Source organism: Pantoea sp. USMM079, from assembly GCF_037153115.1.
In the GTDB taxonomy this organism is placed as follows: Bacteria; Pseudomonadota; Gammaproteobacteria; order Enterobacterales; family Enterobacteriaceae; genus Pantoea; species Pantoea communis.
Genome location: NZ_JBBCKX010000008.1, coordinates 175,148 through 199,214 on the forward strand (window position 1 = coordinate 175,148; position 24,067 = coordinate 199,214).

Below are 24,067 nucleotides of genomic sequence, written 5' to 3' on the forward strand. Positions count from 1 at the left end.
AATCACCATGGCAGGAAAATCATCCCCCCCAAGCCGTAAAAGCAGCGCACCGCTGGCGCAGGAAGCCGCTTCAGACGGCAACTGGCAAGCTGCGCGTCCGCGCACGCTGGTCGATCATGCGGTAGACGCCATTCTCAGCGCCGCCTCGCGCGGATTGATTTTACCCGGTGACCGCATCGCTGAACCGGATCTGGTGGCAAAACTCGGCATGAGCCGCGTGCCGATTCGTGAAGCACTGCGCATTCTTGAAAGCCAGGGCATCGTCACCAGCGAGCCGTATAAAGGCATCCGTTTGATGGAGATTTCCCATCAGCGGCTGGAGCAGATTATTGATGTGCGCATCCCACTGGAAACATTGGCCTGCCGCCGCGCGATTGAAGCCGGACGCAATGGCGCCGAGCAACTTAATCAGCTGTATCAGGGCGTGGCACAGATGCAAACCATGATGCAAAACGATGATGTGTATGGCTTTGCCTCGGCGGACACCGATTTCCATCGCACGCTGTGCAGCTTCGCCCACAACCCGGTATTGAGCAATTTGTGGGAGTCAATTGCGCGCCAGCTGACGGTGATTTTTGGCCTCTCCACCATGGGCAAATCGATGAGCGACATCATTGAAGAGCACCAGCGACTGATCAACGTGTTCGCCGAGGGCGATATCGCGCAGATGACCGATGAAATTGAAAACCACATCCGCATTCAGGCACTGGATGTGGATTACGAGACCTTGATTACGCAGCGCCGGCAGCAGCGTTCCGCTGTGGGCTGATGCTTTATTGATTGCCTTTACACCAGGAAAACCACGATGAAGATCACCAACGTTGAAGCGTTTTATCTGCGTCTGCCGGTTATTGAGCAGCGCACCGATAGCTCGCAGGATGCACTGCTTATCAAAATCACCACCGATGCGGGCATCACCGGTTGGGGTGAAGTGGATGGCAGCCCGTATGTCACCAAAGCCATTATCGAAGCACCCTATTCGCACACCATGGTCACCGGACTGAAATCGCTGCTGATCGGCGAGAACCCGCTGGAGACCGGCCGTTTGTGGAAGAAGATGCACGAAGCCACCATCTATTACGGACGCAGCGGTGCCGTGCTGCAGGCGATGGCGGGCATTGATATCGCCCTGTGGGACATCAAAGGCAAAGCGCTGGGCAAACCGATTGTTGAACTGCTGGGCGGTGCGATGCGCGACAAGATGCGCGTTTACTCCTCCAACATGTTCCAGTACAGCGTCGAAGAGACGGTGGCACGCGCGCAGCACGCCATCGATACTGGCCACACTGGCGTGAAGTTTGGCTGGGAGCCGTTTGGCACCGATGAAGCGCTGGATCTGCGCTATCTGGAAGCGCTGCGCACCGCGATGGGTGACAGCGTGGATCTGATGCTGGATGTCGGCCACGTCTGGGATGCGAAGACCACCGTGCGCCGCAGCCAGCGTTATGAACATCTCAACCTGTTCTGGATCGAAGAGCCGCTGCACCCGGATAACTACGCCGGTTACGGCCAGGTGTCTGCCGCCTGCCAGCAGCACATCGCCGCCGGTGAGCAAGAGTGTTCGGTGGTTGGCTTCCAGCGCCTGATTGATGAAGGCGGTATCGACATCGTGCAGATCGATCTGACACGCACCGGCTTTACTCAGGCGATGGAGATCGCCAGCTACGCGCACAGCCGTGGCCGTAAAGTGTGTAACCATAACTTCACCACCGACATCAACACCGCCGCCTCGCTGCATTTCCTGTGTGCGATTGAGAACGCGCTGGTGATGGAGTATTGCGTGGAGCCAGGTGAGATCAGTCGCTCGCTGGCGAAAAACCCGGTGCGCATCGCCGACGGTTACGCCTGGTTGCCGAGTGAGCCTGGTCTGGGCGTTGAGCCGAACGAAGCGGTGATCGAGAAGTTCCTCGTCCGCGATTAAGTCACCGCCAGGCAAACACCGGATGCGTGATTAATCCATTGTTCAGCACACACTCGGTTGCGGCGCGATTTATCGCCTGAGGCTCATCCGTTTTATTCACCAAAGCGGCCACGGTGAAACGTGGTCGCTTTATTCGTTTGGGTGAGAATGCCGGCGTGCAGACCAGAGAACCACAGCTATTGTCGGGCTGTCCTCACGCCGCTGCCAGATAGCGTCCCCCGTTCACAGAGTGATCCGAATTTCAGTCCCAAAGGTTGTTGACGCATCACGCTGTGACTACCCTTCTTCGCACGGACGTATTGCCGACGAGGAAGCCATGTCGCAAAAAATACACTGGATCGACAACTTACGTGCGGTTGCCTGCCTGATGGTGATCGTCATTCACACCACCACCTGGTATATCACCGGCCCGATGGCCGTCACAGGTATTAGCTGGGATGTGGCGAACCTGCTCAACTCCGCATCGCGCGTCTGTGTGCCGTTGTTCTTTATGATTTCGGGCTATCTGTTCTTTGGCGAACGCAGCGCGCAAGGGCGCCATCTGCTGCGCATCGTGCTGTGTTTACTGTTCTACAGCGCGGTGGCGCTGGCCTACATTACCTGGCTGACGCCGATCAGCGAAGGCCGTTCGCTGCTGAAGCTGCTGCAAAAACCGGTGTTCTATCACCTGTGGTTTTTCTTCGCCATTATCGGCATCTACCTGCTGTCGCCATTGATTCAGGTGAAAAGCGTGCAGCCGCGCTACGTCGCATTGCTGGTCGTGGTGCTGGCGGTGCTGGCCAATCCCAACACCGTGAGCCAGTCGCTGGGGCCGTTTCATTGGTTGCCGGTGAATCTTTACGTCAGCGGCGACAGCATTTACTACCTGCTGTACGCGCTGCTGGGGCGGGCGATTGGTTGCATGGACACCGATAAGCGCGGCATCAGCTGGCTGGCGGGATTGGGCTTTATCGCCTGCTGGATTGGCATTACGCTCGGCACCAAACAGATGCTAAAAATCAACGGCGCATTCAACGACACCTGGTATCTTTACTGCGGCCCGCTGGTGTTTATCGCTGCTATCAGCTTGCTGGTGCTGTTCAAGAATGTGCTGAACAGCCGCACACTGCCGATGCTGGCGACGATTTCGCGCTATTCACTGCCGATATATGGCTTTCACGCGCTGTTTATCCACTATCTGCGCACCAACCATTACGACGATATGTCACGTCCGTGGCTGGATCTGCCGTGGGTATTTGGCATCACGCTGATCGGCAGTTTGCTGCTAGCGATGCTGCTCAAACGCGTGGATAAACATCATCTGGTGAGCTGATCGTCCCAGCGCTGATGCGCGCGACGCAACTGGCGTGCTGAAGAGAATCCGGCTGCCAGCGCGGCTTTTTCTGCCGCTTCGCCCTGCTGCTGGCGCTGGCGCGCAATTACCAAACGCAGCTGTTCATGGTATTCGCGCACGCTGATGCCGAGATGCTGGCGGAACAGGCGCGTGAGATGACGCTCGCTGACATGCGCGCGCTCGGCCAGCGCGGTCAGTGACCAGTCATGCTCGGGATGGGCGATCATCACGTCCTGCGCCCGGTGAATCGCCGGATGCAGGTGATTGCGATAGCGCAGCCACGGCGAGAGCTGGGGATCGTCACCCGAACGCCGAAACCACACCACCATTTCCCGCGCCACCTTCAGAGCCTGCGGTGCGCCGCAAAGCCGGTTGATCAGATGCAGCGCCAGATCGATGCCCGCCGTGATACCCGCGCTGGTCCAGATGCCATGATCTTCCACGAACACGCGGTTATCCTTCACTAACGCAGCCGGTGCGGCGGCTTTAAGACGCGGTAACACATCGTGATGGGTAGTGCACTGCACGCCATTCAACAATCCAGCCTGCGCCGAGAGCAGTGCACCGGAACAGATGCAGACTAATGTGATGCGTTTAGACTGGATAGCGGACTGCTGCGAGCGGAGCCAGTCGCGCGCGGCGGCGGCAGGTGCCGTATCGAACCAGACTTTGGAGTCATACACGCCGGGCACCACCAGCAGGCTGTTATCGGGTAGCTGCTCGGGAAGTGGCGCAATATCCGCGATCGTCATGCTGGTGGAGCAGCGCACGCTGGCTTGCGGGCCAATGTAGTGCAGAGCAAAAAAGCCATCCGCCAGTTGCAGCGTTTCCGCCGGACCAGTGAGATCGAGCGCCATCACGCCAGGAAGAACCAGAAAATAGACGGGCTGCGGCATTAAAGGCTCCAGGATAGGTGATGTGTTTTGCCCTCAGCCTCTGCATGGCAGAGAACTGTTCGAGGGTTAACGTAACATTGCTGCTGCCTCAGCCTCTCTGGATGTCTTTCCCTCCGTTTGACGGGAGCGTGCTAAGGACAAATCAGGCCATAAGAAACTAACCTGATTTGCCCATCATAACGAAATAAATATAAAAACCACGACCCAATCCGGCCATCACTTAACCGAATCAGGACATCAGCGGTTTGAGATGCTGATACAACTGCGCAAACTTCTCACGCTGCGGCTGATAAGCCTGATGATGAGCCGCATCGGGCTGATGCCGCTGCACCAACTCTGGTGCGGGCCACTCGCTCTGCGGATCAATCGCCCATTGCGCCAGACGTGCAGCACCAAGAGCTGGCCCTACCTCACCGCCGTGGCAATAATCCAGCGTTAATCCACTGATATCCGCCAGCATTTGCCGCCAGTACGCACTGCGCGCGCCACCGCCGATCAGCATCACGGTTTGCGGCTGCACCCCGCATTCATGCACCGCTTCCATGCCTTCTGCCAGCGCAAAGCCCACGCCTTCCAGCACCGCACGCGCCAGTTCAGGACGGCCATGCTGATGGGTCAAACCAAAAAATACGCCTTGTGCCTGTGGATTGTTGTGCGGGGTGCGCTCACCGGACAGATATGGCAAAAATAAAATCGGTGCGGCTTCACCGCTGGCTTTTTCCGCTTCCGCCAGCAGCTCAGGCACGTCTTTACAGCCCGTTAATGTGGCTGCCCAGTCAAGGCAGGATGCGGCACTCAGCATCACCGACATCAAATGCCAGCGGTTGGGTAACGCATGGCAAAAACTGTGTACCGCTTGCTGCGGGTTGCTGAGATAGCCGTCGCTGACCAGGAAGTAAACGCCTGATGTGCCAAGCGACAACATGCCCTGACCCGGCGCCACCATGCCGACACCCACTGCGCCAGCCGCGTTATCACCACCGCCCGCGACGATCGGCACGGCATTCATCTTCCAACGTGCGGCGACTTCAGGCGACAAAGTGCCAGTGATCTGATTGCCTTCATAAAGCGCAGGCATCTGGCTGCGGTTGAGATCGCAGGCGCTGAGCAGGGCATCACTCCAGTCACGCTGTGCCACATCCAGCCACATCGTGCCGGCTGCATCGGACATGTCGCTGGCGAAGTCACCGCTCATCCGCCAGCGCAGGTAATCTTTGGGCAGCAGGACTTTCGCCACTCGTTTAAACACACCGGGTTCGTGCTGCTGCACCCATAACAATTTGGGTGCAGTGAAACCGGGCATCATCAGGTTGCCGGTAATCTGGCGCGAATCCGGTACGCGCTGCTCCAGTTCCCGACACTGCTCGCTGCTGCGTCCGTCGTTCCATAGAATCGCCGGACGCAGTATCTGATGCTCAGCGTCCAATAGCGTGGCGCCGTGCATCTGACCGCTCAGACCAATGGCCTTCACGCCGCTGAGATCGTGCTGCTGCGCCAGCGCCTGCATCGCCTTATCCGTGGCACTCCACCAGCTTTCGGGATCCTGCTCACTCCACAACGGCTGCGGACGCGATACCTGCAATGGCGCGCTCTCCACCGCGACAACCTGCCCTTGCGCATCCAGCAACACCACTTTGACGCCAGAGGTGCCTAAATCAATCCCGATAACCATGTTCAGCTCCTGATGCAGTGAGAAATCATAACTGTAGCCTTAGGTGGAGAATTTAATCACCTCTGCGCGGCGACGCTTCATATCAGAGCGTGAGAACGTGCTGTAGCGCACGGCTAAGATCAAGATTTCGCGCTGGGTTGTCGCTATAATTGCGCGGCATCTTCAAAGGAAGATCGTCGTCTCCGGTGAGGCGGCCGGATTTCAAATCCGGTTGGGGCCGCCAGCGGTCCCGGGCAGGTTCGACTCCTGTGATCTTCCGCCACCTTCCTCTTACTGTTACTCATTTCTAAATGATTGGCTTAGGCAACCTGTAAGTCATCATTACAAGTTGGAAAATTTCAGCCTGAGGATGTAGAGCAAGGTTGGCAATTTACTTCTGCACTATTCTCCACCACTTGTTCCAATCTCTTTACCTCGCCTGCACAATGCAGTTATTCGGTAAAACCGAACAACTGAGCTCTGTTTAAAAATCAGCTTGTTCATGATTCTATACTGTCTTTCACGCTGGCTATTGCGGAATCACCCATGCTCATCCATCCCACCGACAACCTCACCTTCTCTGGCGATCCGCGTGCGGATGAGCTGCGCAAAAAACTGCTGCAACCCAATGCACCTAAAGTGATTGCGGCGGCATTATCGAAACAGCTTGATCGAGAAAGCCGCACCCACAGACATGCCGCCGGACAGCTTTACTGTCTGAAGCAAGGGATGATGACGGTCAACACGCCCTCGGGCATCTTCGCCAATCCGCCGCGCCTGGTGGGGTGGATTCCGCCACACTTCGAACACGCGATTATCGGGCCAGGTCGCGTGCTCGGCTGGACGGTGTTGGTGGATGAAGCGCTGACGGCACCGCTGCCAAAACATCCGGTGCTACTCTCCTGCCCTTCGGTGCTGGAACCGCTGGCTGAGCGGCTGGCAAGTTTGTCGCCGGATAGCTGGGGCAGCGATCGTTACAACCGATTATGCGATGTGTTTCTTGATGAGCTGTATGAATCCACCGAGCATGCGCTGACGCTGCCACTCCCCGAAGAGCCACGCCTGCGGCAGATTGCGCGCTTGTTGATGGATAATCCGGCGGATACCCGCACCGGCCCCGAACTGGCACAGTGGGCGGGGTTGAGTCCACGTAGCCTGAGCCGTCACTGGGCCAGTGCGGTAGGCATGAGCCTCTCGCGCTATCGCCAGGTGTCGCGGCTATTGAAATCACTGGAAGGGTTGGCCGACGGCAAAAGTGTGCAGCAGGTAGCGTGGCAGGTCGGCTTTGATAGCGTGAGCAGTTACATCAGCGCCTTCCGCAGCGCCTTTGGTTCCACGCCCGGCAAATACTTTACGCCGCCTGACGCGTCTGCGGTTGCAGTATCAGAAGACTCGTAGGTCCATCGATCGCTGGCAGGCTGTGATGATATTTGCGACGAAACGCGCCGGGCGGCAGATCGTACATGCGGCGGAAGGTGCGGCACCATGTCTGCTGCGACTCAAAGCCATACTTAATCGCAATCTCCATCAACGGCATGTGACCGTTCATCAGCGCAATCGCCGATGCCGTGAGTTTACGCTCGCGAATATAGCTGCCCAGCGCGATACCAGTATGGTGGCGGAACATGCGTTGCAGATGCCACTGCGAATAGCCCGCACGACGCGCGACCGTCTCCAGCGTCAGTCGCTGTTCAATATTGTCTTCGATCCAGAGCATCAGTTGATGCATACAAGCTGCCTGAATATCCATCTTTCCTCCTGATGGCGGATTAAAAAGTCAGCAACATTATAAAAAAGCCTCAGCTGGCTATGTTTAGCGTTAAAGCCAATAAATAACGATATCTCGCCAAACTTTAATGGCTGTCGTTCTGACCCGACGCTTGCAGCTTACACTGTCATGTAATATTGTAAGTTACATGATAAATGCCTGACAGGAGAATGTATGAATAGTTGGATGACTTCAGACGTGGGAACTTGTGTCGCGATAGCTCTGGCAGCGGCCAGTATCGCGATGACCCTCACGCAAACCGAGTTGTTTGCTGGCTTACGCGCGTGGACCGCCAAAAAACACGCGCTGCTCGGTCATCTGTTCCACTGCTTTTATTGTATGAGCCACTGGACAGTGTTCGCGGGCATGGTGATTTATCGCCCTGCGCTGTTGCACAGTGATATGGCCCTGGTGGATTGGGTGATGACGGCGTTCATTACCTTGACGCTGACCACGTTTATCAACGGCCTGATGTTTAAGGTGTTCCAGGCAGCAGTGACCACGCATGTGATGAAGCACAATGCGCAGATCACTTTGCAGAAGCAGGATTGAGGTTATTCACTGCACAGCGGATGGGGCTCAGATTCCAGCCCCAGTTTTGCCATTTTCTTGAGGTAATCATCGGCAATATCAGCCACGGTGATGTGGCTAAAGCGTTGAAGCAGCAGCACTTCCGCTTCATGGAGCGCCTGATCCAGACGCTCATCGACCGCATGTTCAACTAAACACGGCGAAGGATCGGCAGCAGGCCCGATACTGAACAGCGCAGGCGACCCAATCGCCTGATACACATCCAGCAGCGTAATCGCGCTGAGTTCCACCCGCAGCTCCCAACCGCCGCCGTGCCCCTTCTCCGAGACCACATAGCCTTTTTCGCGCAGGCCAGACATCATGCGGCGTACCACCACCGGATTGGTGCCCAACATCTTCGCCATCGCTTCCGAAGTGGCGCGTTTAACGTGCCGATCAAGATGAATTAAGGCGTGCAGTGAGCGGGACATTCGGTTGTCGCGGGGCATGGATCATTCCTCTAAAGTTCACGACACTTTACCAAAGCCGCCCGGCAGCAACAATTTATCCCGCCTTTTCGCTATGGCTTCACCAGACTCGCCTGCCAGTCACTAAACAGGGTCAGCCAGTTTTTGGCGGGGATATTCTTTTTCTCGCCGGTACCAAAACCATGGCCGCCCTGCTGGAAAAGATGCATCTCGACCTTCACCTTGTTTTTACGTAGCGCGTCGAACATCAGTAGGGAGTTTCTGGGGGAGGCGGTGCCATCATCCAGCGCCTGTGCCAGGAAGGTCGGGGGAGTTTTGTCGCTGACGCGGTTTTCCTGTGAATTCTGATCGATCACCGCCTCGCTGATATCCTTGCCGTACATCGCCGTGCGGGTACCGACATGCGTCACGCCATCTTTTAACGACAGCACCGGATAGATCAGGGCGCTAAAATCTGGTCGTGCCGGAATCTGATCCAGCTTATCTACTGCGGAATAATTGGTGGCATCCGCATTGTTGCTTAGGTTGGCAGCAAGGAAGGCACCAGCTGAAAAGCCCATCACGCCAATCTGGTCGCCAGCGATATGATAATTCGCCGCATTGCCGCGAATCATGCGCATGGCTCGTTGTGCATCAGAAAATGCATTATTACGGTTAACCTCTGAACCACCGTGCGGCATTCGATAAATTAAAACAAATGAGGAATAACCTTTCTGGCTCAACACTTTTGCGACATCCAGCCCTTCAGCGTCCTGCATTATATAAGAAAAACCCCCACCAGGAATGATTAGCACAGCAGAGTGATTATTCTTTCCCGCTGGAGGAACATAAATCATTTCTGGAGAATCGACATTTGTGACAGCACGATTATTGATGTCCGGGTTTTTACTGAAATTAATAAATTTATTATTTACTGACACTTCATTTGGCCAGATAGGAATTTCCTTATTGGCAAACGCAGCTGGAAGATACAGAAGAAAAAGAAGAGCAGTTAATTGAGGTAACTTCATCTCGATGGCTCCAAATCCTGAATAAAAACAGTGACAAATGGCAAAGCCGATTGAAAACCTCAAGCTTTGCAGCGCAACACTTACCCCAGAGATAACCAAATTAAATGAATAGCCTGAGTAAAGTAACAAATAATATCCCCTGCCTGCATTCAGTATAATACCGGGCCAGAAAAAATTAGACTTTTCTCATGTTTACGGAAACAAGGCCATATGTTATAAGTAAATTTTAAACTATAAGAATCTGTGACAATGGGAATTTACTGGATCATAAGTCTTAGCCTGACTTTTGTCGCTCTCGTCGAAGTCATGTTAAGTAAAAATGAAAACACAGCACAAATCAGATCATACGTTTATTTTGTTGCCGTTGTAGTGCTTTTTACTTTCGGCGGCATTCGTGGTCTGGGTACGGGACTCGATGATTTCCAGTATCGTGATTTCTTTGTTCATTTCGTCGATAAAATTACTATTGAAGGATTCTGGCGCACCGCGGATGAATTCCGTTACGAACCGGCGATATATGCGATTGCGGGATTAACGCGTATATTTACTGCTAACCCCGATATCTTTATGTATGTCTTTACTGTGATTGCCGTGTGCGTTAACGCATGGTATTTCCGTAAACTGACACCGTTGCCAATTGTCGCCTTAGCAGTCTACTCCGCGCACTTATTTATCAACAAAGACATGAACCAGATTCGATTTGGCTTATGTTCCGCCTTCTTAATGGGCTTTGTTTATCACATGTCCCGTCGTAGTAAATCCGGGATAATAACCACCTTTATTCTTTCCTTCATCAGTCACGCCACAGGGATTGTTGCTCTCCTAATTCCGATGGCGATGATTGTCAGGAAAAACAAATACATTCCTATTATCATTGTCGTCGCCAGTTTACCTCTCGCCTTAATGGGGAGTTCAGCGCTGATCGCACTGCTTTCCAGTCATCTGGGCGGATTAGGTGACAGGGCCATGGGCTATGCTAATCAGGAATCCACTCAGGATCAGGGGATTTTTACCCTATCAAACCTGAAGAATATTGGCTTTGTGTTTATCTTCAGCTTTATGCTGCTGAGTGACCGAATCAAAAACTTCGATCCGGTAAAGTTTAATACTTATTACATCCTGGTCATTACCTTCGCGCTTGGTGCGGGACTGAGGATGGCGTTGCAGGATTATGCATCAGGCGGTCGTTTAGCGAACTTCCTACTGCAAGTTGAACCGGTGCTTATTTCCCTGTGTATCTGGGAAACCAAAAAATTGAAAAAACTGCTCGCTGTTGGCGTGACGGTGTTAATGGTGCTCTATTATCTATACTACAATACCATTTCAAGCAAACAGTCGATTACCGGTTATGAAGTTTCGCATACCTTTAAGATATTCCGCTAAGCCGCCAAAACGCTAATCTCTGGTTAGCGTTTTTTCTTTTAATCTCAGATAAAACTGATGGACGCATAAGGAAAGTCTGAATATTTTTATGGCCCTGGTCATTGCTTGCTTTTTGATTTTTTTAAACCTCTAATAGGGTCATATCTGCGCCAGCAGAGTTCGGAGTTTTCTTATTAGAGCGATACCTGTTTTCCCCTGATTTTTCTGGCGCGACGTCACTCAATGAAAGAACGCAAATATGAACGAAAAAAACAATTTTGACATCGTCCGATTCTCTCTCGCTTTTATCGTGATGCTGGTGCATAGCGCAGAAGTAACCAGAAACGTCGATATTCGTTTTCTCGATCACTTCCTAAATAGTGACTTTGCAGTAAAAGGGTTTTTCGCAATAAGTGGTTTTCTTATTGCAAAAAGTTACTTAAGAAGCAAATCACTCACGTCCTATTTTATTAAGCGTGCGCAACGTATCTTGCCGGCTTATATATTTGTCATCATTATGTGCTTTGTGATTGGGATGTGCCTTACGACGCTACCGCTGATGGATTTCCTGAAAAATAAAGAAACTATCAAGTATCTCGTCGCTAACTTGTCTTTCCTAAACTTCATTCAGGCGTCGTTGCCCGGCGTGTTCACCAACAACCCGAATCAGCCGATGGATGGATCGCTGTGGACCATCAAAGCTGAGTTGACGCTGTATGTCCTGCTGCCATTGATTGTTCCGATGATGAAGAAAAACCCTCTTAAAGTGTGGGGCGCGATCTTCGTTATCTCATGCGTCTGGTTCTTCTACTTCACTTCGGTGTACACCGGGCCGAAAGCCGATACTTTAGCGAAGCAGTTTGTCGCACTCTCATCTTACTTCTTCTTTGGTAGCCTGTTGGCGGTGCACCAACCGACCTTTGATCGCCTGAAAGAGATTACGATTATTTCTCTGGTGGTGTTCCTGCTGTTTAAGTCGACCGATTATGCCTTTATTGTCGAGCCAGTAGCGTTCTCTTCCGTGGTGATTCTGTTCTGCACCAATCTGTGCAAAGAGATCAAAATCAGTCAGTACGGCGATCTTTCCTATGGCATGTATCTTTACCACTGGCCGATCATTCAGGTCCTGCAACATTTCGGCGTGTTCGATACCAATGCCTTCCTGGGGCTGGGATTGACCATCGTGATTACGCTCGCGCTGGCTTACACCTCGTGGAATTTGCTGGAGAGTCGTTTCCTGAAACGTGCGCATCACGCTCAGCCATCGATTACACCGCCAACCACCACCGCGCGTGATTGATCCGTTTGACTGAATTGTCAGGCCATTAATAAACCCCCTTCCGGACAACCTGAAGGGGGTTTGTCGTATTTAGATAGTCGCTCCCATCGAGAGTCGATAATGCAGATTGACCTGTTCAATAGTCGGCTGCTGGTTGATCTTCTTCAGCACGATCTCCGTCGCCACTTTGCCCATCTCAAAGCGTGGCGTGATCACGCTGGCTAAGCGTGGCGTGGTGGCCTGGCCAATCTCCAGCCCGTGAAAACCGGCAATCGCCATCGTCTGTGGCACGGCAATTCCGGCTGCCTGACACTCCTGCAATACGCCGACAGCTAAATCATCATTGGTGCAGAGAATCGCGTCCATCTCCGGATAGAGCTGGCGTGCCAGCGTCATCATGCCCGTACCAATCGATACTGAAGAGACCTTGTTCGGCACAATTCTTCCCGCCGGGAAGCCCGCCGCTTCCACCGCATCACGATAACCCGCATAGCGCTGCTCATCGCGGCGATCGGACATCGAACCAAAATAGATGACGCGCTGTTTGCCGCTGGCCAGCAGCATCGAGGTCATATCGTAACCGGCGCGATAGTTATCAAAACCGACGTTGATCCGCCCGCTGGCTTCCGTCAGCCCCATCACTTCCGCCACCGGAATATTGGCGGCATTGAGGTATTTCTCGGCGCGCACCGTGTGCACCGATTCGGTGAGGATCAGCCCTTTGATGTTAAACGCCAGCACGGTGGCGATCTGCTCCTCTTCACGCTGGGCGTTGTAGTCGTAATTGACCACCAGCGTCTGATAGCCGTGCGCACTGGTGACCGACTCAATGCCCGCCAGCAGATCGGCAAAGATTTGGTTGTTAAACGAAGGAACCAGCACGCCAATACGCGGCTGACTCTGTTTGGTTGCGGTGGTGTTGTCGCTATCGGGGACGTAGCCGATTTCAGCCATGACGCTGGCGATTTTCTCCGCCGTTTCCGTTTTAACCTTTTCCGGGGTACGTAAATAACGGCTTACCGTCATTTTGGTGACGCCCGCCAGGGTAGCAATATCGTCCAGAGTGATGCGCTGCGTTTTCATTGCGACGTCCGCAAAGATGGCCTGTCAATCAACGTATTATGCCCGTTGCCCGGCAAAAAATGAAACCTACGCTTAACCTCCCTCAAGGAGAGAAATCAGCGTCATATTACAGAATAAAAATTTCACACCGTTGCAAGAAAAAACAAGAATAGTCATATCACGTCTCTCGCTTATGATAAAAAACCTATCATTTCAGCCAAATATGGCCCTGCCGTGAATATTGCCATCAGCAATTTTCGCAACGTCGTTCACACTTTCTGGAAAAAATGATCCAAAAACCATCATTTAGAACATATATTCCAACGTGATGACCTTGAGTGAAAAACGCTGAACATCGATAACCTACACCACTCCTCTTTCTGAACACGTAACGTTCAGGCCGTAGAGACAAGGGGCTATAACAATGGATACCAGGCAAAAACGCTACAACATGAAGTACGTCATACTCTGCTGTACCGTCGCGGCATTTGGCGGACTGCTAATGGGCTATGACTCTTCAATTATCTCCGGTGCAATCGAACCTTTAAGTGAATATTTCCAGTTAACCCCCGCAGAAACCGGCTGGGCCGTTTCCAACATTCTGCTGGGTAGCTTAGTGGGCTGCTTTATTGCCCCGCGACTGAGCGACAAACTCGGACGCAAAAAATCGCTCGCCATTACCGCGTTGCTGTTCACCGTTTTGGTGATCGGCACCGCCATCGCCCACAACTTCACGGTGTTTGTGCTGTTCCGCATCATTGGTGGGCTGGCGATTGGCCTCGCCTCGGTGATTTCGCCGATTTACCTCGCGGAACTGTCGCCCTCGAAATTTCGCGGCCGTACCACTGCACTCTATGCGGTATGCTGTGTCGGTGGACAATCGGTGGTGTTACTGACCAACTACTTCATCACCAAATCGACGCTGCCCGAGGTGATGATTAACATGGGCTGGCGTTATATTCTGGCTACTGCACTGGTGCCTTGTGCACTGTTCATCTTCTTCATCGCCTTTATCCCGGAATCTCCGCGCTGGAATGTGCTCAAGGGCAAATACGATGAAGCGCTGGATACGCTGACCAAAATTTCCAACCGCGAGCATGCCGAGAGCGTGTTCAATGAAATCAAACACTCGTTCTCAGACAAAACCGCACACCAACATAAATCGCGCCTGCGCCTGGATAAAACCACCATTCCGCTGTTGATCATCGGTATCGGTCTGGCGGTCGGTAACCAGATCAGCGGCATTAACGTCATTCAGTACTTCGGTCCGACATTGCTGAAGAACGTGGCGGGCAGCACCGATTCGGCGTTGCTGCAGACCTTCTGGCTGTCGATTTGTCAGTTTATTGGCGTGCTGGCGGGCATGATGGTGATTGATAAAATTGGCCGCCGTAAGCTGCTGCTGCTGGGGGCCATCACCTCCTGCATCTGCCTCGCTTACTCGTTCATCGCGTTCTATTATCACCTGCCGGGTATGCTGGCGGTGGTGGGACTGTTTGCCTATATGATTTTCTTTGGCATGACCTGGGGCCAGATTGTCTGGACCGTGCTGGGCGAAATCTTCCCTACCGAAATTCGTTCGATCTGCGTCGGGATTTCCATCTGTGCCATGTCGCTGGCGAACTTTGTGATCAGCAGTACTTTCCCGATCATGAACAGCAGCCCGATGCTGCTGGATCTGTTCCACGGTGGTTTCCCTCTGCTGCTGTTCGCGATTTTCTCTCTGGGAATGTACTTCTTTACCTTCCGCTACCTGCCAGAGACCGCGGGCGTGTCGCTGGAGAAAATTCATGGGTTGGTGCTGGAGAAGTTTAACGTTGAGGCTGATTTGCCACAGAGCACCTTAACGACCAAACCCAGCGAGTCATTTGATATTCCACGGCATTAATGTGATGAAGCGCGCCTAAGAGATGGCGCGCTCATATTGCTCAATCACCGCCAGCGCCAAACCGTTGGCAGGATCAATACGCTGCGGCAGGAAATGCAGCTGCGTGTGGGAGAAGGTAAAGGCCAGCGTGCTGGCCTGCGCCGTTTCTTCAACCGCCTGGATAAAGGCAGGATGCGTATTCCACGGCCCATCAATAATGATGCTCGCCGGGTTCACCAGCTGCATCACATGGCTCAGGGCGTGGCCCAAATGTTGACCGGTTAACGCCATCACTTCACTCACGATCTGCGGTTCACTGGCGGCATTCTGCCAGCGCAGTCCTGTTTTACGCTGCCCCAACTGCTGTTGAATTGCGGGCTGACTGATCAGCGTTTCCAGGCAGCCTGAACGTCCACAGCTACAACGCAACCCTTTCGGTTGCACCTGCAAATGACCAATCTCCCCGGCGGTCCAGCTGCTGCCGACAAACACTTCGCCCTGTTCCACCAGCGCACCGCCAACCCCTTCACCGATACGCAGATAAAAATGGCTTTGTGCTCTATCCAGATCGAGTTGCTCCACCGAGAGCAGCGCAGCGGCTTTGACGTTATGCATAATGCGCAGCGGCAAACGGCAGGCGCTGATCAGCGGCGTCAGGACATCAACATCCTGCCAGCCAAGATGGGCGGAAAAGTGCACCCGGCCACGCTGTGGATCGATAATGCCGGGAAAGCCTACGGCGATGCCCAGCAGTTCAGGATGCGCGGCGTGCAAGGTCTGGCACACTTCCTCCAGCTCACGCAGCAGCTGCTCAGGATCGGCGGTCGCCGTTTGCCAGGTCTGTTCCGCAATCACCTGCGAGAAATAATCACAGACGCGCCAGTGAATGGCGTTGCGCTCCACCATGATGCCGGCGCTTTTTAGCTTTTCCGCGCGTAGCGAAATTTCGATTTTTGGGCGTCCAGCCGCTGCCACGCTCACCGGGCCGAGTTCGTGAATCAGGCCCTGCGCCAGCAAATCATCCACAATCAGGGATACGGTGTTTTTACTCAGCTGCAGCGCCAGCGCGATATCCTGGCGGGAAGTAATACGTGTGCTACGCAGTTGCGTCATCACGCGCTTAAGGTTGTTTAATCGAAGTAATGCGGGGCCTTTACCGGCTGCTTTCATCGCGCGCCCACCTGACTCAATACTCATCACCGCGTACACGGCTGCGATAGCTTTCCCAATCGAAGCGCACCCACAAACTGGTGCCGAGACGCATACGATCCATCACGCGCTCACCTAATAAGCCGTTCATTCCCGCCGGGTCCAGATTCGACAACATGCCGGTTGGGCGTTTTGACGATGAGCGACGATCGACAATCTGATTGATGATCACTTTTTCGTAGCGGGATTCGCTCTGCATGCCGATCTCATCGATCACCAGCAGATCCACATGGCTAAGATCCTGCAGCAAGCGCTCTTCGGTGATGTCGCTGCCACCGCTGAAGGTGCCTTTCATGCTCGACATCAAATCGGCCACGGTGACAATCAATACGCTTTTGCCACGCAGAATGAGGTCGTTACCGATGGCGGCGGCCAGATGGTTTTTTCCAGTGCCAGGGCGGCCAGAAAACACGAAGCTGGCGATACTGTTGTCGAACCCGGCGGCATACTCCCGCGCCAGCGCGAGTGCTTTGCGCTGACCATCATTCTCGACACGATAGTTATCAAACGAGCAGTTCATGTGCAGCTCACGGATACCGGAACGGCCCATGATACGCTGCATTTTCATGGCGCGGTTTTCGCGCACGATGGCTTCAGAGCGCAGACGGCCCTGCTCCTGATTCCACGCCAGCAGCTCTTCACCGTTTTTAAATTTCGGCTGCACATCCGCAGGCATAAATTTTTTCAGGCGACTGAAAAGATCGTTCGGCGTTTTCATCACTCACCTCGGAATCCATCGGGAATATCATATTGAGTATTGCTGATCTGGGTGATATCGCGCTTGGGCTGACCGCCATTAGCAGCGCGGTTCATTTGTACGCTGCGCGCCAGTTTCTGCTGCCACTGCACATGATGGAACAGTCGGCCTTCGGCCTGCCAGTAAGCCACAAAGGTAGCCAGTTCGGCTGCGGTGACCGGTTCATTCAGCGCCACACCCCAGATGGCGGCCTGCCGCTGAAAATCGTGATCCGGCTGCCAGCCCGCGTACATGGCAAACTTGCCTACCGGTGTGGCAATCGGTGCCGCATCGGTATGGAACAGGCTGTCATCCAGCGTGACATCATTTGGCTGCTGCGCTGCGGCTTCCAGCGCCAGCAACTGTGCCAGACGCTGCGGTGTCAGCGCATAAAAAGCGGGCGCATTGTTGTGCAGCACCGCCAGCACGCCGTTATCGGCCTGCTGCAACACGGCAAGCGGATCCTGGCAAAAGCCATCCAGCCCCACCAGCGTTGAAGATAAGATTTTAACTGACATGAAGAAACCTGACGTTGACCAACCCGGAGCGCCGATAGATTCAGCGCTAAGCGGTCAGTGTACCTGTTTTAACGCGATGGATCGCGCAGGATTTAGAAGCTGGCGCTGACGCCAAGGCTGTAAATAAACTGTTCACCGCTGATCACCGCACCGGTTTGCGAGAAGGAGGCGAAAGCCGCCATATTTTGCCCAAACGGCACATTGGCCCCCACGCTGACATCCACCCAGTTGCTTTCATGGCCGATCTCCTCGGGGCGATCGCGCAGCGATGACGCATTTTCATCACTCAATTGATGGCTGTAGCTAACCTGTGCCCAGGGTGAAATCCAGTCAAGGGTGGAATCAACGCGCCAGCCCAGTGAGGCAATATGTCCGGCGTGATTGCCATCGACAAATTCACACTTCGGGCAACTCACTCGCGAATCATCCACCGCGAATTGCGCCACCGGACCGGTGCGCAGCGTCGCACTCATCGGCATCTGCCAGCCTGCCGAATAGCGGTTAGCAAAGGGGGCATTCCCCACGCTGGCTTTTTCACTGTGCAGCACCATCGCGCTCTCATCCGGTGAATTAAGCGCGGCATCCATCAGGCTGATGTCACGATCTTCTGTCAACATCAGGTGATTACTGGAAATCTTTTCAGCAAGTATCGCATTGTAATCCGGCACATAATCCGCGCCCGATTCATCCCAGGCGTAAGCCGGCAGCGCCGCAAATAACAGCCACACACTGCCAAAAGCCAGCATGAGATTGTGCTGGCCTGTCCACTCACTTTTCTGCAACATGAAAGACTCCTGACGAGCCAGAAAGGAAACGGGCGTTAAGATTCAGGTTTATTGATTATCGGCACCCATTGATTAACTATTAATCGATTCTGTAATACGTCAAGGGATTAACTGTATTTTCCTCATGCTTAGGGAGAGTAATATGCAACGTTGTGGCTGGGTAACACAGGATCCACTCTATCTGGCGTACCACGATAATGAGTGGGGTGTGCCGCAAACTGATAAGCGGGCCTTATTTGAAATGATCTGCCTTGAGGGACAACAGGCGGGTTTGTCGTGGATCACCGTGCTCAAGAAACGTGAGAACTATCGTCGCGCGTTCCACGAATTTGATCCTCAGGCCGTGGCGTTGATGGATGAGGCAGACATGCTGCGCTTGCTGCAAGACAGCGGATTAATTCGTCATCGCGGCAAGCTGGAGGCGATCATCAATAACGCCAAAGCCATGCTGGCGCTGGAAGCGGAAGGCGAAGACTTTTCACGCTTTATCTGGTCATTCGTCGATAATCAGCCGATTTTGCACCGTTTCGCTGATTACAAGCTGGCGCCCACCACCTCCGAGCCTGCCATTGCGCTCTCTAAGGCGTTAAAGAAGCGTGGTTTTAAATTCGTCGGTCCCACAACCTGCCATTCATTTTTGCAGGCGTGCGGGCTGATTAACGATCATCAAACCAGCTGTTTCTGCCATCCCGATAATCTTTAACGCAAAACTTTACACTTTAAGACTGACCCTCACGCATTTCCCCATTATTGAACGGCATAATAGTGCCGTTTTGGGGCATTTTCCCCGTGTGACTTTGTGAGGGATTTTCAATGAAAAAGCGTAGTTTGACGCTGGCCTTGTTACTCAGCGGCAGCGTTGTGCTGTCCGGTTGTACCACCAATCCTTATACCGGCGAATCGCAGGCCGGGAAATCCGGCATCGGCGCGGGCTTAGGTGCCGTGCTGGGTGCAGGCGTTGGCGTGTTGTCATCGTCGAAGAAAGATCGCGGCAAAGGCGCGCTGATTGGTGCCGCATCCGGTGCGGCGCTGGGCGGTGGCGTCGGCTATTACATGGATGTGCAGGAAGCGAAGCTGCGCGACAAAATGCGCGGTACTGGCGTCAGCGTGACGCGTCAGGGCGATAACATCGTGCTGAATATGCCGAATAACGTCACCTTTGACTCTAACAGCAGCAACCTGAAACCCGCAGGTGCTAACACCTTAACAGGTGTCGCGATGGTGCTGAAAGAGTATCCTAAAACCGCCGTCAATGTGGTGGGCTTCACCGACAGCACCGGTACGCGCGCGCTGAATATGCGCCTGTCGCAACAGCGTGCGGAGAGTGTGGCCAGCGGCCTGATTCTGCAAGGCGTAGCCCAGAACCGTCTGCGCACGCAGGGCATGGGCCCGGATAATCCGGTGGCCAGCAACAGCACCGAAGCGGGTAAAGCACAAAACCGCCGCGTCGAGATCACGCTGAGTCCACTGGGTTAATCCCGCTCGCCGATCTGTTTCTGCAGATCGGCTTTTCCGCACGTTTTTACACCGCAATTGACGCTTTTTGTATCAGATAACGCTCTATAATCGTCAACCAATAGAGCCGTGAAATACTTTATGCTAGCGTGATCAAAATTTGATCAGTGGAAAACGTCATCATGTCGCTCAAAGCCATTGCCGCTGCCCTCGGCCTCTCTGTTACCACCGTGAGTCGTGCGCTAAATGGCTATGACGATGTTGCGGCCGCCACGCGTAAACGTATTGAAGAAGAAGCCACTTCCCGCGGCTATCGTCCGAATGATGCCGCGCGCCGTCTGAAGACCGGGCGCGCCAATGCCGTCGGGCTGGTTTTCCCGGTCAGCACCGCCTCTTTGAATGACAGCTATTACAGTGAAATGCTGTTGACGCTGGATCAACGCCTTGCTCAGCATGACATTGATCTGATGATCCTGCCGGATAAACCGCAGGATAAGCACCGCACGCTGATGCGCTTGCTGCGCAGTGGCGCGCTGGATGCGCTGATTCTCACCCATACCCAACCGCATGATATCCGTCTGCAGCGTTTGCAGCAGAAAGGCTATCGCTTTCTCACACTGGGCCGCAGCCAGCTGCCGCAACCTTATGCCTGGTTTGATTACGATAATCATGCAGGCACCCTGCTGGCCGCTGAACACTGTCTGCAACAAGGCCTGTCGCGGCTTGCCTATCTTGGCGGCAACGAGCCCTGCACGTATATCCTCGATCGTCGCCACGGCTTTATCGATGCCCTCACGCAGCACCAACCGCCGATCGCGCCTACCATGCTGGCCGCGTTGCCGGTAACGCGTCGTGCCGGTTATCAGCAAACGCAACGCTGGCTGGCGCAGGATATTGCGCCTCAGGCCATCATTACGGATTGTGCCCCGCTGGGTGAAGGTGCGGCCATCGCGTTGCAGCAGGCCGACCGTTTAAGCGGCGCGCGGGCGATCCCACTTTATGTCTATGATGGCTTGCCGCATGACTCCATTATCGATCATCCGGTGAACGCGATTCTGCAACTGTCGCAGCAGCGCATTGGCGAACGCGTGGCCGAAATGGTGCTGCAACTACTGGAAGGTGCACCGCTTGAGGAACTCCAGACGCTGTGGCAACCGATGTTGCGCCTCACTTCTGATGCACAATGATTGCGTGCGCGCCGCGCTGTGATAGTCTTCGCCTGATTTTATTATTCAGGTGTATGCGATGAAAACCAGGCCGCCACGAGCCACAATCAGTGACGTTGCCCGCACGGCAAAAACCGGTAAAACCAGCGTTTCCCGCTATCTTAATGGCGAAGTGAATCTGCTCTCGCCCGATCTCAAAGCCCGTATTGAACAGGCGATTGCCGACCTCGATTATCGTCCCAGCCAGATGGCACGCGGCCTGAAGCGTGGCCGCACGCGGCTGATTGGCCTGATTATCGCGGATATTACTAATCCCTATTCCGTGGATGTGCTGAGCGGTATCGAAGCGGCCTGCCGCGCGCAGGGCTTTACGCTGCTGATGTGTAACACCAACAACGAAGTCGATCGCGAGCAGTATTATCTGCAACTGCTGAGCAGCTATCAGGTTGAGGGCATCGTGGTGAACGCGGTCGGGATGCACGAAGAGGTGCTGAAGCGCCTGCAGCAGTCGATGCTGCCGATGGTGCTGATCGACCGCAAAATCCCTGACTTCGCCTGTGATGTGGTCGGCCTGAATAACCCCGAAGCCGCGCAAATTGCCACCCAGCATCTGCTGGACAACGGTTACGATGCCCTGCTGTTCCTCAGCGAACCCTTAGGTAGCGTCAACACCCGCCGTGAACGCCTTGGCGCATTCTATGACACCAGCAAAGCCCACGCCGGCGTGATGGCGGAAAACGCCGAAGTCCCCCTGCATCAGCCAGAACAGCTGGAGCAGGTGCTGCGGACATTCCAGCAACGCCACAGTGACAAACGCTGCGCGGTGATGGCCGCTAACGGTGCGCTGACCTTACAGGTGGCGCGCGCCTTGCAGCGTCTCGAACAGCGCTGGGGTGAAACCATTGGCCTGCTTGGTTTTGATGAGCTGGAGTGGGCCGCACTGGCAGGCGTGGGTATCACCACCCTGAAACAGCCCACCTGGCAAATTGGCTATGCGGCGCTGGAACAGGTGATCTCACGCATTGACGGTAATGAGCAGCCGATCAATGAGCAGGTTTTCCCCGGTGAGCTCATTGTGCGCGGCTCCAGCCAGCCGCTGCGCTAATCCCCTTTTCTCTGGCTCACTTCGTGAGCAGGATCATAATTCCACACTCTCTTCCTTTCATTTGGAACCGGTTCCATTTAGGTTTTTTTAAAGACATCGATTTAAAACAATGGGCGGCTCAGACCGCATCCTTCCGAGTTCAAAGGAGAGACAACATGGCACATCCGGAAATCATCGTGGTGACCGCCGCCTACGGCACGCACAAAGTCGCTGAGTTAGGTGGTCAAACCGCCCTGCTGCCGCTGATCAAAGCCGCTGGCGCGGATGGCGTAGAAATCCGTCGTGAGCTATTCAGCGAAGATGATCTGCTGAGACTGCATTCGCTCAACGAGGCAATTGCTCAACAGCAGCTCAGTGCCAGCTACTCGGTGCCGGAAGCGTTGTGGCTGGAAGATGGCTCGCTCAACCCTCGTCTGGGGCAGTTCCTGCTGGAAGCCGAACAGATTGGCGCTAAGCGTTTGAAAATCGCCCTCGGCCATTTTGTCGATCTCTCCGACGCTGCGCTGGTTGAGGTACTCGCCGCATCGCCAGTAACCGTGGTGGTGGAAAACGATCAAACGCCAGACAGCAAACTGGCCCCGATGCAGACCTTCTTCCATCGTGCCTGCGATGCCGCCCTGCCGCTGGATATGACCTTCGACATGGGCAACTGGCAGTGGACCGGCGAAGACGCCTTGCAGGCAGCGGCGCAGCTCAGCCGTTACGTCAGCTACATTCACGTGAAAGCCGCGGTGCCACATGGCGAGAGCTTCCGTGCGGTGGCGCTGGACGAAACCGACGGCAGCTGGCGCACATTGCTTAACGCACTGCCTGCTGATGCGCCGCGCGGCATCGAGTTCCCACTCGAAGGCGAAGATCTGCTGGCCGTGACACGCCATTACGTTGAATTGCTACGTGCGCTGTAAGGAGTCGATGATGAAGCAACTGGATGTGGTCACGATTGGCGAAGCGATGGCGATGTTTATCGCTCAGCAAAGCGGGGATCTCGCCGCCGCAGAGGGCTTCGTCAAACGTATTGCCGGTGCCGAACTGAATGTAGCCATCGGCCTGGCGCGCCTTGGTTTACAGGTCGGCTGGGTCAGCCGCGTCGGCGATGACAGTTTCGGCCGTTTTACGCTGCAACAGCTGGCGAAAGAGAAGGTCGATCATCACTGTGTGACCACCGATACCCGCTATCGCACCGGTTTTCAGCTCAAGTCGCGCGTCGATGACGGTTCCGATCCTGAAGTGGAATATTTCCGCGCTGGCTCCGCCGCCAGCCATCTGTCACCAGACGATTTTAATGCGGATTATTTTGGTGGCGCGCGTCATCTGCACCTGAGCGGTGTGGCGGCGGCGATCTCCGACAGCTCGCTTGAGTTGACCAAACATGCGGCCAAAGAGATGCGTTCGCGCGGCAAAACCATCTCCTTCGATCCGAATTTGCGCCCGGTGTTATGGCGCAGCGAGGAGGAAATGCGTAAGCAGCTGAATCTGCTGGCAGAGTACGCAGACTGGGTGCTGCCGGGTGAGAAAGAAGGGTTCATTCTGACCGGCTATCGTCAGCCAGAAGCCATCGCCGATTTCTATCTGGATAAAGGTGTACGGGCTGTGGTGATCAAAACCGGCTGCGACGGCGCCTGGTATAAAACCGCCGATGGTGAAAAGGGCAATGTCGCACCGATTCTCGTCGATAACGTGGTGGATACCGTCGGCGCGGGCGATGGTTTTGCCGTGGGCCTGATCAGCGCACTGCTGGAGGGCAAATCGCTGCCACAGGCGATTCTGCGCGGTAACAAGATTGGTTCGCTGGCGATTCAGGTCGCCGGCGACAGTGAAGGCCTGCCGACGCGCGCGGCGCTGGGCGATTTTTAATTAAGCGGTTGCCTTAATCGGTGACCCTGCAGGAGGGTACGCATTCAGGTGTACCTGGTTAATCCGTCTGTCTCTACACAACCCGATTATTT

General features: G+C 54.3%; 24 protein-coding genes and 1 tRNA gene. 15 read left to right on the forward strand and 10 right to left on the reverse strand.

The features are described from left to right. The first annotated feature begins 7 nt into the window (after nt 1-7). The 3 genes from WFP70_RS13920 to WFP70_RS13930 all read left to right on the forward strand — a co-directional run bounded on the left by WFP70_RS13920 (nt 8) and on the right by WFP70_RS13930 (nt 3,233). Nucleotides 8-769 (forward strand): GntR family transcriptional regulator, encoded by a 762-nt coding sequence (locus WFP70_RS13920; protein WP_337023563.1) that lies wholly within the window; start codon nt 8-10, stop codon nt 767-769. 36 nt (nt 770-805) lie between these two features. Then, nucleotides 806-1,921, forward strand: a complete 1,116-nt coding sequence (locus tag WFP70_RS13925) for a mandelate racemase/muconate lactonizing enzyme family protein (RefSeq protein ID WP_337023562.1) — start codon at nt 806-808, stop codon at nt 1,919-1,921. Between the two features lie 316 nt (nt 1,922-2,237). Next, the gene (locus WFP70_RS13930) at nt 2,238-3,233 is read left to right on the forward strand and encodes an acyltransferase (protein ID WP_200574062.1); all 996 of its coding nucleotides are present in this window, start codon (nt 2,238-2,240) and stop codon (nt 3,231-3,233) included. On the opposite strand, the gene WFP70_RS13935 is transcribed toward WFP70_RS13930, so the two are convergent. Together WFP70_RS13935 and xylB are read right to left on the reverse strand one after the other, a co-directional pair. Further along, the gene (locus tag WFP70_RS13935; RefSeq protein WP_313374778.1) at nt 3,218-4,150 is read right to left on the reverse strand and encodes a GlxA family transcriptional regulator; all 933 of its coding nucleotides are present in this window, start codon (nt 4,148-4,150) and stop codon (nt 3,218-3,220) included. The two genes, WFP70_RS13930 and WFP70_RS13935, sit on opposite strands and share 16 nt — an antisense overlap. 229 nt (nt 4,151-4,379) lie before the next feature. Then, nucleotides 4,380-5,822 (reverse strand): xylulokinase, encoded by a 1,443-nt coding sequence (xylB, locus tag WFP70_RS13940; protein ID WP_337023561.1) that lies wholly within the window; start codon nt 5,820-5,822, stop codon nt 4,380-4,382. Nucleotides 5,823-5,989: 167 nt separating this feature from the next. On the opposite strand from xylB, the gene WFP70_RS13945 reads away from it, so the two are divergent. Beyond that, a tRNA-Sec gene (locus tag WFP70_RS13945) sits at nt 5,990-6,084 on the forward strand. A gap of 263 nt (nt 6,085-6,347) precedes the next feature. Further along, nucleotides 6,348-7,199, forward strand: coding sequence for a helix-turn-helix domain-containing protein (locus tag WFP70_RS13950; RefSeq protein ID WP_337023560.1), 852 nt, complete (start codon nt 6,348-6,350; stop codon nt 7,197-7,199). Here the strand turns inward: WFP70_RS13950 and WFP70_RS13955 are convergent. Then, complete coding sequence (locus tag WFP70_RS13955; RefSeq protein WP_038643912.1) at nt 7,153-7,551, reverse strand: helix-turn-helix domain-containing protein; 399 nt, start codon at nt 7,549-7,551, stop codon at nt 7,153-7,155. The two genes, WFP70_RS13950 and WFP70_RS13955, sit on opposite strands and share 47 nt — an antisense overlap. 192 nt (nt 7,552-7,743) lie before the next feature. On the opposite strand from WFP70_RS13955, the gene WFP70_RS13960 reads away from it, so the two are divergent. Continuing rightward, a complete protein-coding gene (locus WFP70_RS13960; RefSeq protein ID WP_337023559.1) occupies nt 7,744-8,121 on the forward strand; it encodes a DUF1360 domain-containing protein in 378 nt (125 codons plus the stop codon). A 2-nt stretch (nt 8,122-8,123) separates the two neighbouring features. Here WFP70_RS13960 and WFP70_RS13965 read toward each other — a convergent pair whose 3' ends face one another. Together WFP70_RS13965 and WFP70_RS13970 are read right to left on the reverse strand one after the other, a co-directional pair. Beyond that, nucleotides 8,124-8,588 carry an Rrf2 family transcriptional regulator gene (locus tag WFP70_RS13965; RefSeq protein ID WP_034829963.1) on the reverse strand — a complete coding sequence of 155 codons (465 nt, stop codon included), beginning with the start codon at nt 8,586-8,588 and terminating at the stop codon, nt 8,124-8,126. A gap of 71 nt (nt 8,589-8,659) precedes the next feature. Next, nucleotides 8,660-9,706: an alpha/beta hydrolase gene (locus WFP70_RS13970; protein ID WP_337023558.1), complete on the reverse strand. Its 1,047-nt coding sequence runs from the start codon at nt 9,704-9,706 to the stop codon at nt 8,660-8,662. 120 nt (nt 9,707-9,826) lie between these two features. On the opposite strand from WFP70_RS13970, the gene WFP70_RS13975 reads away from it, so the two are divergent. Together WFP70_RS13975 and WFP70_RS13980 are read left to right on the forward strand one after the other, a co-directional pair. After that, nucleotides 9,827-10,960, forward strand: coding sequence for an EpsG family protein (locus WFP70_RS13975; protein WP_337023557.1), 1,134 nt, complete (start codon nt 9,827-9,829; stop codon nt 10,958-10,960). Between the two features lie 238 nt (nt 10,961-11,198). After that, a complete protein-coding gene (locus WFP70_RS13980; RefSeq protein WP_337023556.1) occupies nt 11,199-12,239 on the forward strand; it encodes an acyltransferase family protein in 1,041 nt (346 codons plus the stop codon). 69 nt (nt 12,240-12,308) lie between these two features. On the opposite strand, the gene WFP70_RS13985 is transcribed toward WFP70_RS13980, so the two are convergent. After that, a complete protein-coding gene (locus WFP70_RS13985; protein WP_034829964.1) occupies nt 12,309-13,301 on the reverse strand; it encodes a LacI family DNA-binding transcriptional regulator in 993 nt (330 codons plus the stop codon). 403 nt (nt 13,302-13,704) lie between these two features. On the opposite strand from WFP70_RS13985, the gene WFP70_RS13990 reads away from it, so the two are divergent. Further along, complete coding sequence (locus WFP70_RS13990) at nt 13,705-15,168, forward strand: sugar porter family MFS transporter (RefSeq protein WP_337023555.1); 1,464 nt, start codon at nt 13,705-13,707, stop codon at nt 15,166-15,168. 15 nt (nt 15,169-15,183) lie between these two features. Here the strand turns inward: WFP70_RS13990 and WFP70_RS13995 are convergent, their stop codons facing one another. The 4 genes from WFP70_RS13995 to WFP70_RS14010 all read right to left on the reverse strand — a co-directional run bounded on the left by WFP70_RS13995 (nt 15,184) and on the right by WFP70_RS14010 (nt 18,395). Further along, a complete protein-coding gene (locus WFP70_RS13995; RefSeq protein ID WP_337023620.1) occupies nt 15,184-16,317 on the reverse strand; it encodes an ROK family protein in 1,134 nt (377 codons plus the stop codon). Nucleotides 16,318-16,333: 16 nt separating this feature from the next. Further along, a complete protein-coding gene (dnaC, locus tag WFP70_RS14000; protein ID WP_034829969.1) occupies nt 16,334-17,074 on the reverse strand; it encodes a DNA replication protein DnaC in 741 nt (246 codons plus the stop codon). After that, nucleotides 17,074-17,610 carry a primosomal protein DnaT gene (dnaT, locus tag WFP70_RS14005; protein ID WP_337023554.1) on the reverse strand — a complete coding sequence of 179 codons (537 nt, stop codon included), beginning with the start codon at nt 17,608-17,610 and terminating at the stop codon, nt 17,074-17,076. Before dnaT ends, dnaC begins: the two co-directional genes overlap by 1 nt. 92 nt (nt 17,611-17,702) lie before the next feature. After that, complete coding sequence (locus tag WFP70_RS14010; protein WP_337023553.1) at nt 17,703-18,395, reverse strand: autotransporter domain-containing protein; 693 nt, start codon at nt 18,393-18,395, stop codon at nt 17,703-17,705. Between the two features lie 142 nt (nt 18,396-18,537). Here WFP70_RS14010 and WFP70_RS14015 point away from each other — a divergent pair, with 142 nt between their 5' ends. The 6 genes from WFP70_RS14015 (at nt 18,538) to WFP70_RS14040 (ending at nt 23,975) form a co-directional block, all read left to right on the forward strand. Then, the gene (locus WFP70_RS14015; protein WP_166933332.1) at nt 18,538-19,098 is read left to right on the forward strand and encodes a DNA-3-methyladenine glycosylase I; all 561 of its coding nucleotides are present in this window, start codon (nt 18,538-18,540) and stop codon (nt 19,096-19,098) included. A gap of 110 nt (nt 19,099-19,208) precedes the next feature. Next, entirely contained in the window at nt 19,209-19,871 is a 663-nt protein-coding gene (locus WFP70_RS14020; RefSeq protein WP_034829973.1) for an OmpA family lipoprotein, read from the forward strand. Between the two features lie 161 nt (nt 19,872-20,032). After that, nucleotides 20,033-21,037 (forward strand): LacI family DNA-binding transcriptional regulator, encoded by a 1,005-nt coding sequence (locus WFP70_RS14025; RefSeq protein ID WP_337023552.1) that lies wholly within the window; start codon nt 20,033-20,035, stop codon nt 21,035-21,037. A gap of 58 nt (nt 21,038-21,095) precedes the next feature. After that, the gene (locus WFP70_RS14030) at nt 21,096-22,121 is read left to right on the forward strand and encodes a LacI family DNA-binding transcriptional regulator (protein ID WP_058961163.1); all 1,026 of its coding nucleotides are present in this window, start codon (nt 21,096-21,098) and stop codon (nt 22,119-22,121) included. A 155-nt stretch (nt 22,122-22,276) separates the two neighbouring features. After that, nucleotides 22,277-23,026: a sugar phosphate isomerase/epimerase family protein gene (locus WFP70_RS14035; RefSeq protein ID WP_097118442.1), complete on the forward strand. Its 750-nt coding sequence runs from the start codon at nt 22,277-22,279 to the stop codon at nt 23,024-23,026. Between the two features lie 7 nt (nt 23,027-23,033). After that, entirely contained in the window at nt 23,034-23,975 is a 942-nt protein-coding gene (locus WFP70_RS14040) for a sugar kinase (protein WP_034829978.1), read from the forward strand. Nucleotides 23,976-24,067 lie beyond the last annotated feature (92 nt).

What these genes read in the sequence shown, in the direction of transcription:
- WFP70_RS13935 (WP_313374778.1), bottom strand. Translation starts at nt 4,150, where the DNA reads ATGCCGCAGCCCGTCTATTTTCTGGTTCTTCCTGGCGTGATGGCGCTC.
- WFP70_RS13930 (WP_200574062.1), top strand. Translation starts at nt 2,238, where the DNA reads ATGTCGCAAAAAATACACTGGATCGACAACTTACGTGCGGTTGCCTGC.
- WFP70_RS13960 (WP_337023559.1), top strand. Translation starts at nt 7,744, where the DNA reads ATGAATAGTTGGATGACTTCAGACGTGGGAACTTGTGTCGCGATAGCT.
- WFP70_RS14010 (WP_337023553.1), bottom strand. Translation starts at nt 18,395, where the DNA reads ATGTTGCAGAAAAGTGAGTGGACAGGCCAGCACAATCTCATGCTGGCT.
- WFP70_RS14030 (WP_058961163.1), top strand. Translation starts at nt 21,096, where the DNA reads ATGAAAACCAGGCCGCCACGAGCCACAATCAGTGACGTTGCCCGCACG.
- dnaT (WP_337023554.1), bottom strand. Translation starts at nt 17,610, where the DNA reads ATGTCAGTTAAAATCTTATCTTCAACGCTGGTGGGGCTGGATGGCTTT.
- WFP70_RS13955 (WP_038643912.1), bottom strand. Translation starts at nt 7,551, where the DNA reads ATGGATATTCAGGCAGCTTGTATGCATCAACTGATGCTCTGGATCGAA.
- WFP70_RS13990 (WP_337023555.1), top strand. Translation starts at nt 13,705, where the DNA reads ATGGATACCAGGCAAAAACGCTACAACATGAAGTACGTCATACTCTGC.
- WFP70_RS13975 (WP_337023557.1), top strand. Translation starts at nt 9,827, where the DNA reads ATGGGAATTTACTGGATCATAAGTCTTAGCCTGACTTTTGTCGCTCTC.
- WFP70_RS13995 (WP_337023620.1), bottom strand. Translation starts at nt 16,317, where the DNA reads ATGAAAGCAGCCGGTAAAGGCCCCGCATTACTTCGATTAAACAACCTT.
- WFP70_RS14020 (WP_034829973.1), top strand. Translation starts at nt 19,209, where the DNA reads ATGAAAAAGCGTAGTTTGACGCTGGCCTTGTTACTCAGCGGCAGCGTT.
- WFP70_RS13985 (WP_034829964.1), bottom strand. Translation starts at nt 13,301, where the DNA reads ATGAAAACGCAGCGCATCACTCTGGACGATATTGCTACCCTGGCGGGC.
- WFP70_RS13920 (WP_337023563.1), top strand. Translation starts at nt 8, where the DNA reads ATGGCAGGAAAATCATCCCCCCCAAGCCGTAAAAGCAGCGCACCGCTG.
- dnaC (WP_034829969.1), bottom strand. Translation starts at nt 17,074, where the DNA reads ATGAAAACGCCGAACGATCTTTTCAGTCGCCTGAAAAAATTTATGCCT.
- WFP70_RS13980 (WP_337023556.1), top strand. Translation starts at nt 11,199, where the DNA reads ATGAACGAAAAAAACAATTTTGACATCGTCCGATTCTCTCTCGCTTTT.
- WFP70_RS13950 (WP_337023560.1), top strand. Translation starts at nt 6,348, where the DNA reads ATGCTCATCCATCCCACCGACAACCTCACCTTCTCTGGCGATCCGCGT.
- WFP70_RS13965 (WP_034829963.1), bottom strand. Translation starts at nt 8,588, where the DNA reads ATGCCCCGCGACAACCGAATGTCCCGCTCACTGCACGCCTTAATTCAT.
- WFP70_RS14025 (WP_337023552.1), top strand. Translation starts at nt 20,033, where the DNA reads ATGTCGCTCAAAGCCATTGCCGCTGCCCTCGGCCTCTCTGTTACCACC.
- WFP70_RS14015 (WP_166933332.1), top strand. Translation starts at nt 18,538, where the DNA reads ATGCAACGTTGTGGCTGGGTAACACAGGATCCACTCTATCTGGCGTAC.
- xylB (WP_337023561.1), bottom strand. Translation starts at nt 5,822, where the DNA reads ATGGTTATCGGGATTGATTTAGGCACCTCTGGCGTCAAAGTGGTGTTG.
- WFP70_RS14040 (WP_034829978.1), top strand. Translation starts at nt 23,034, where the DNA reads ATGATGAAGCAACTGGATGTGGTCACGATTGGCGAAGCGATGGCGATG.
- WFP70_RS14035 (WP_097118442.1), top strand. Translation starts at nt 22,277, where the DNA reads ATGGCACATCCGGAAATCATCGTGGTGACCGCCGCCTACGGCACGCAC.
- WFP70_RS13925 (WP_337023562.1), top strand. Translation starts at nt 806, where the DNA reads ATGAAGATCACCAACGTTGAAGCGTTTTATCTGCGTCTGCCGGTTATT.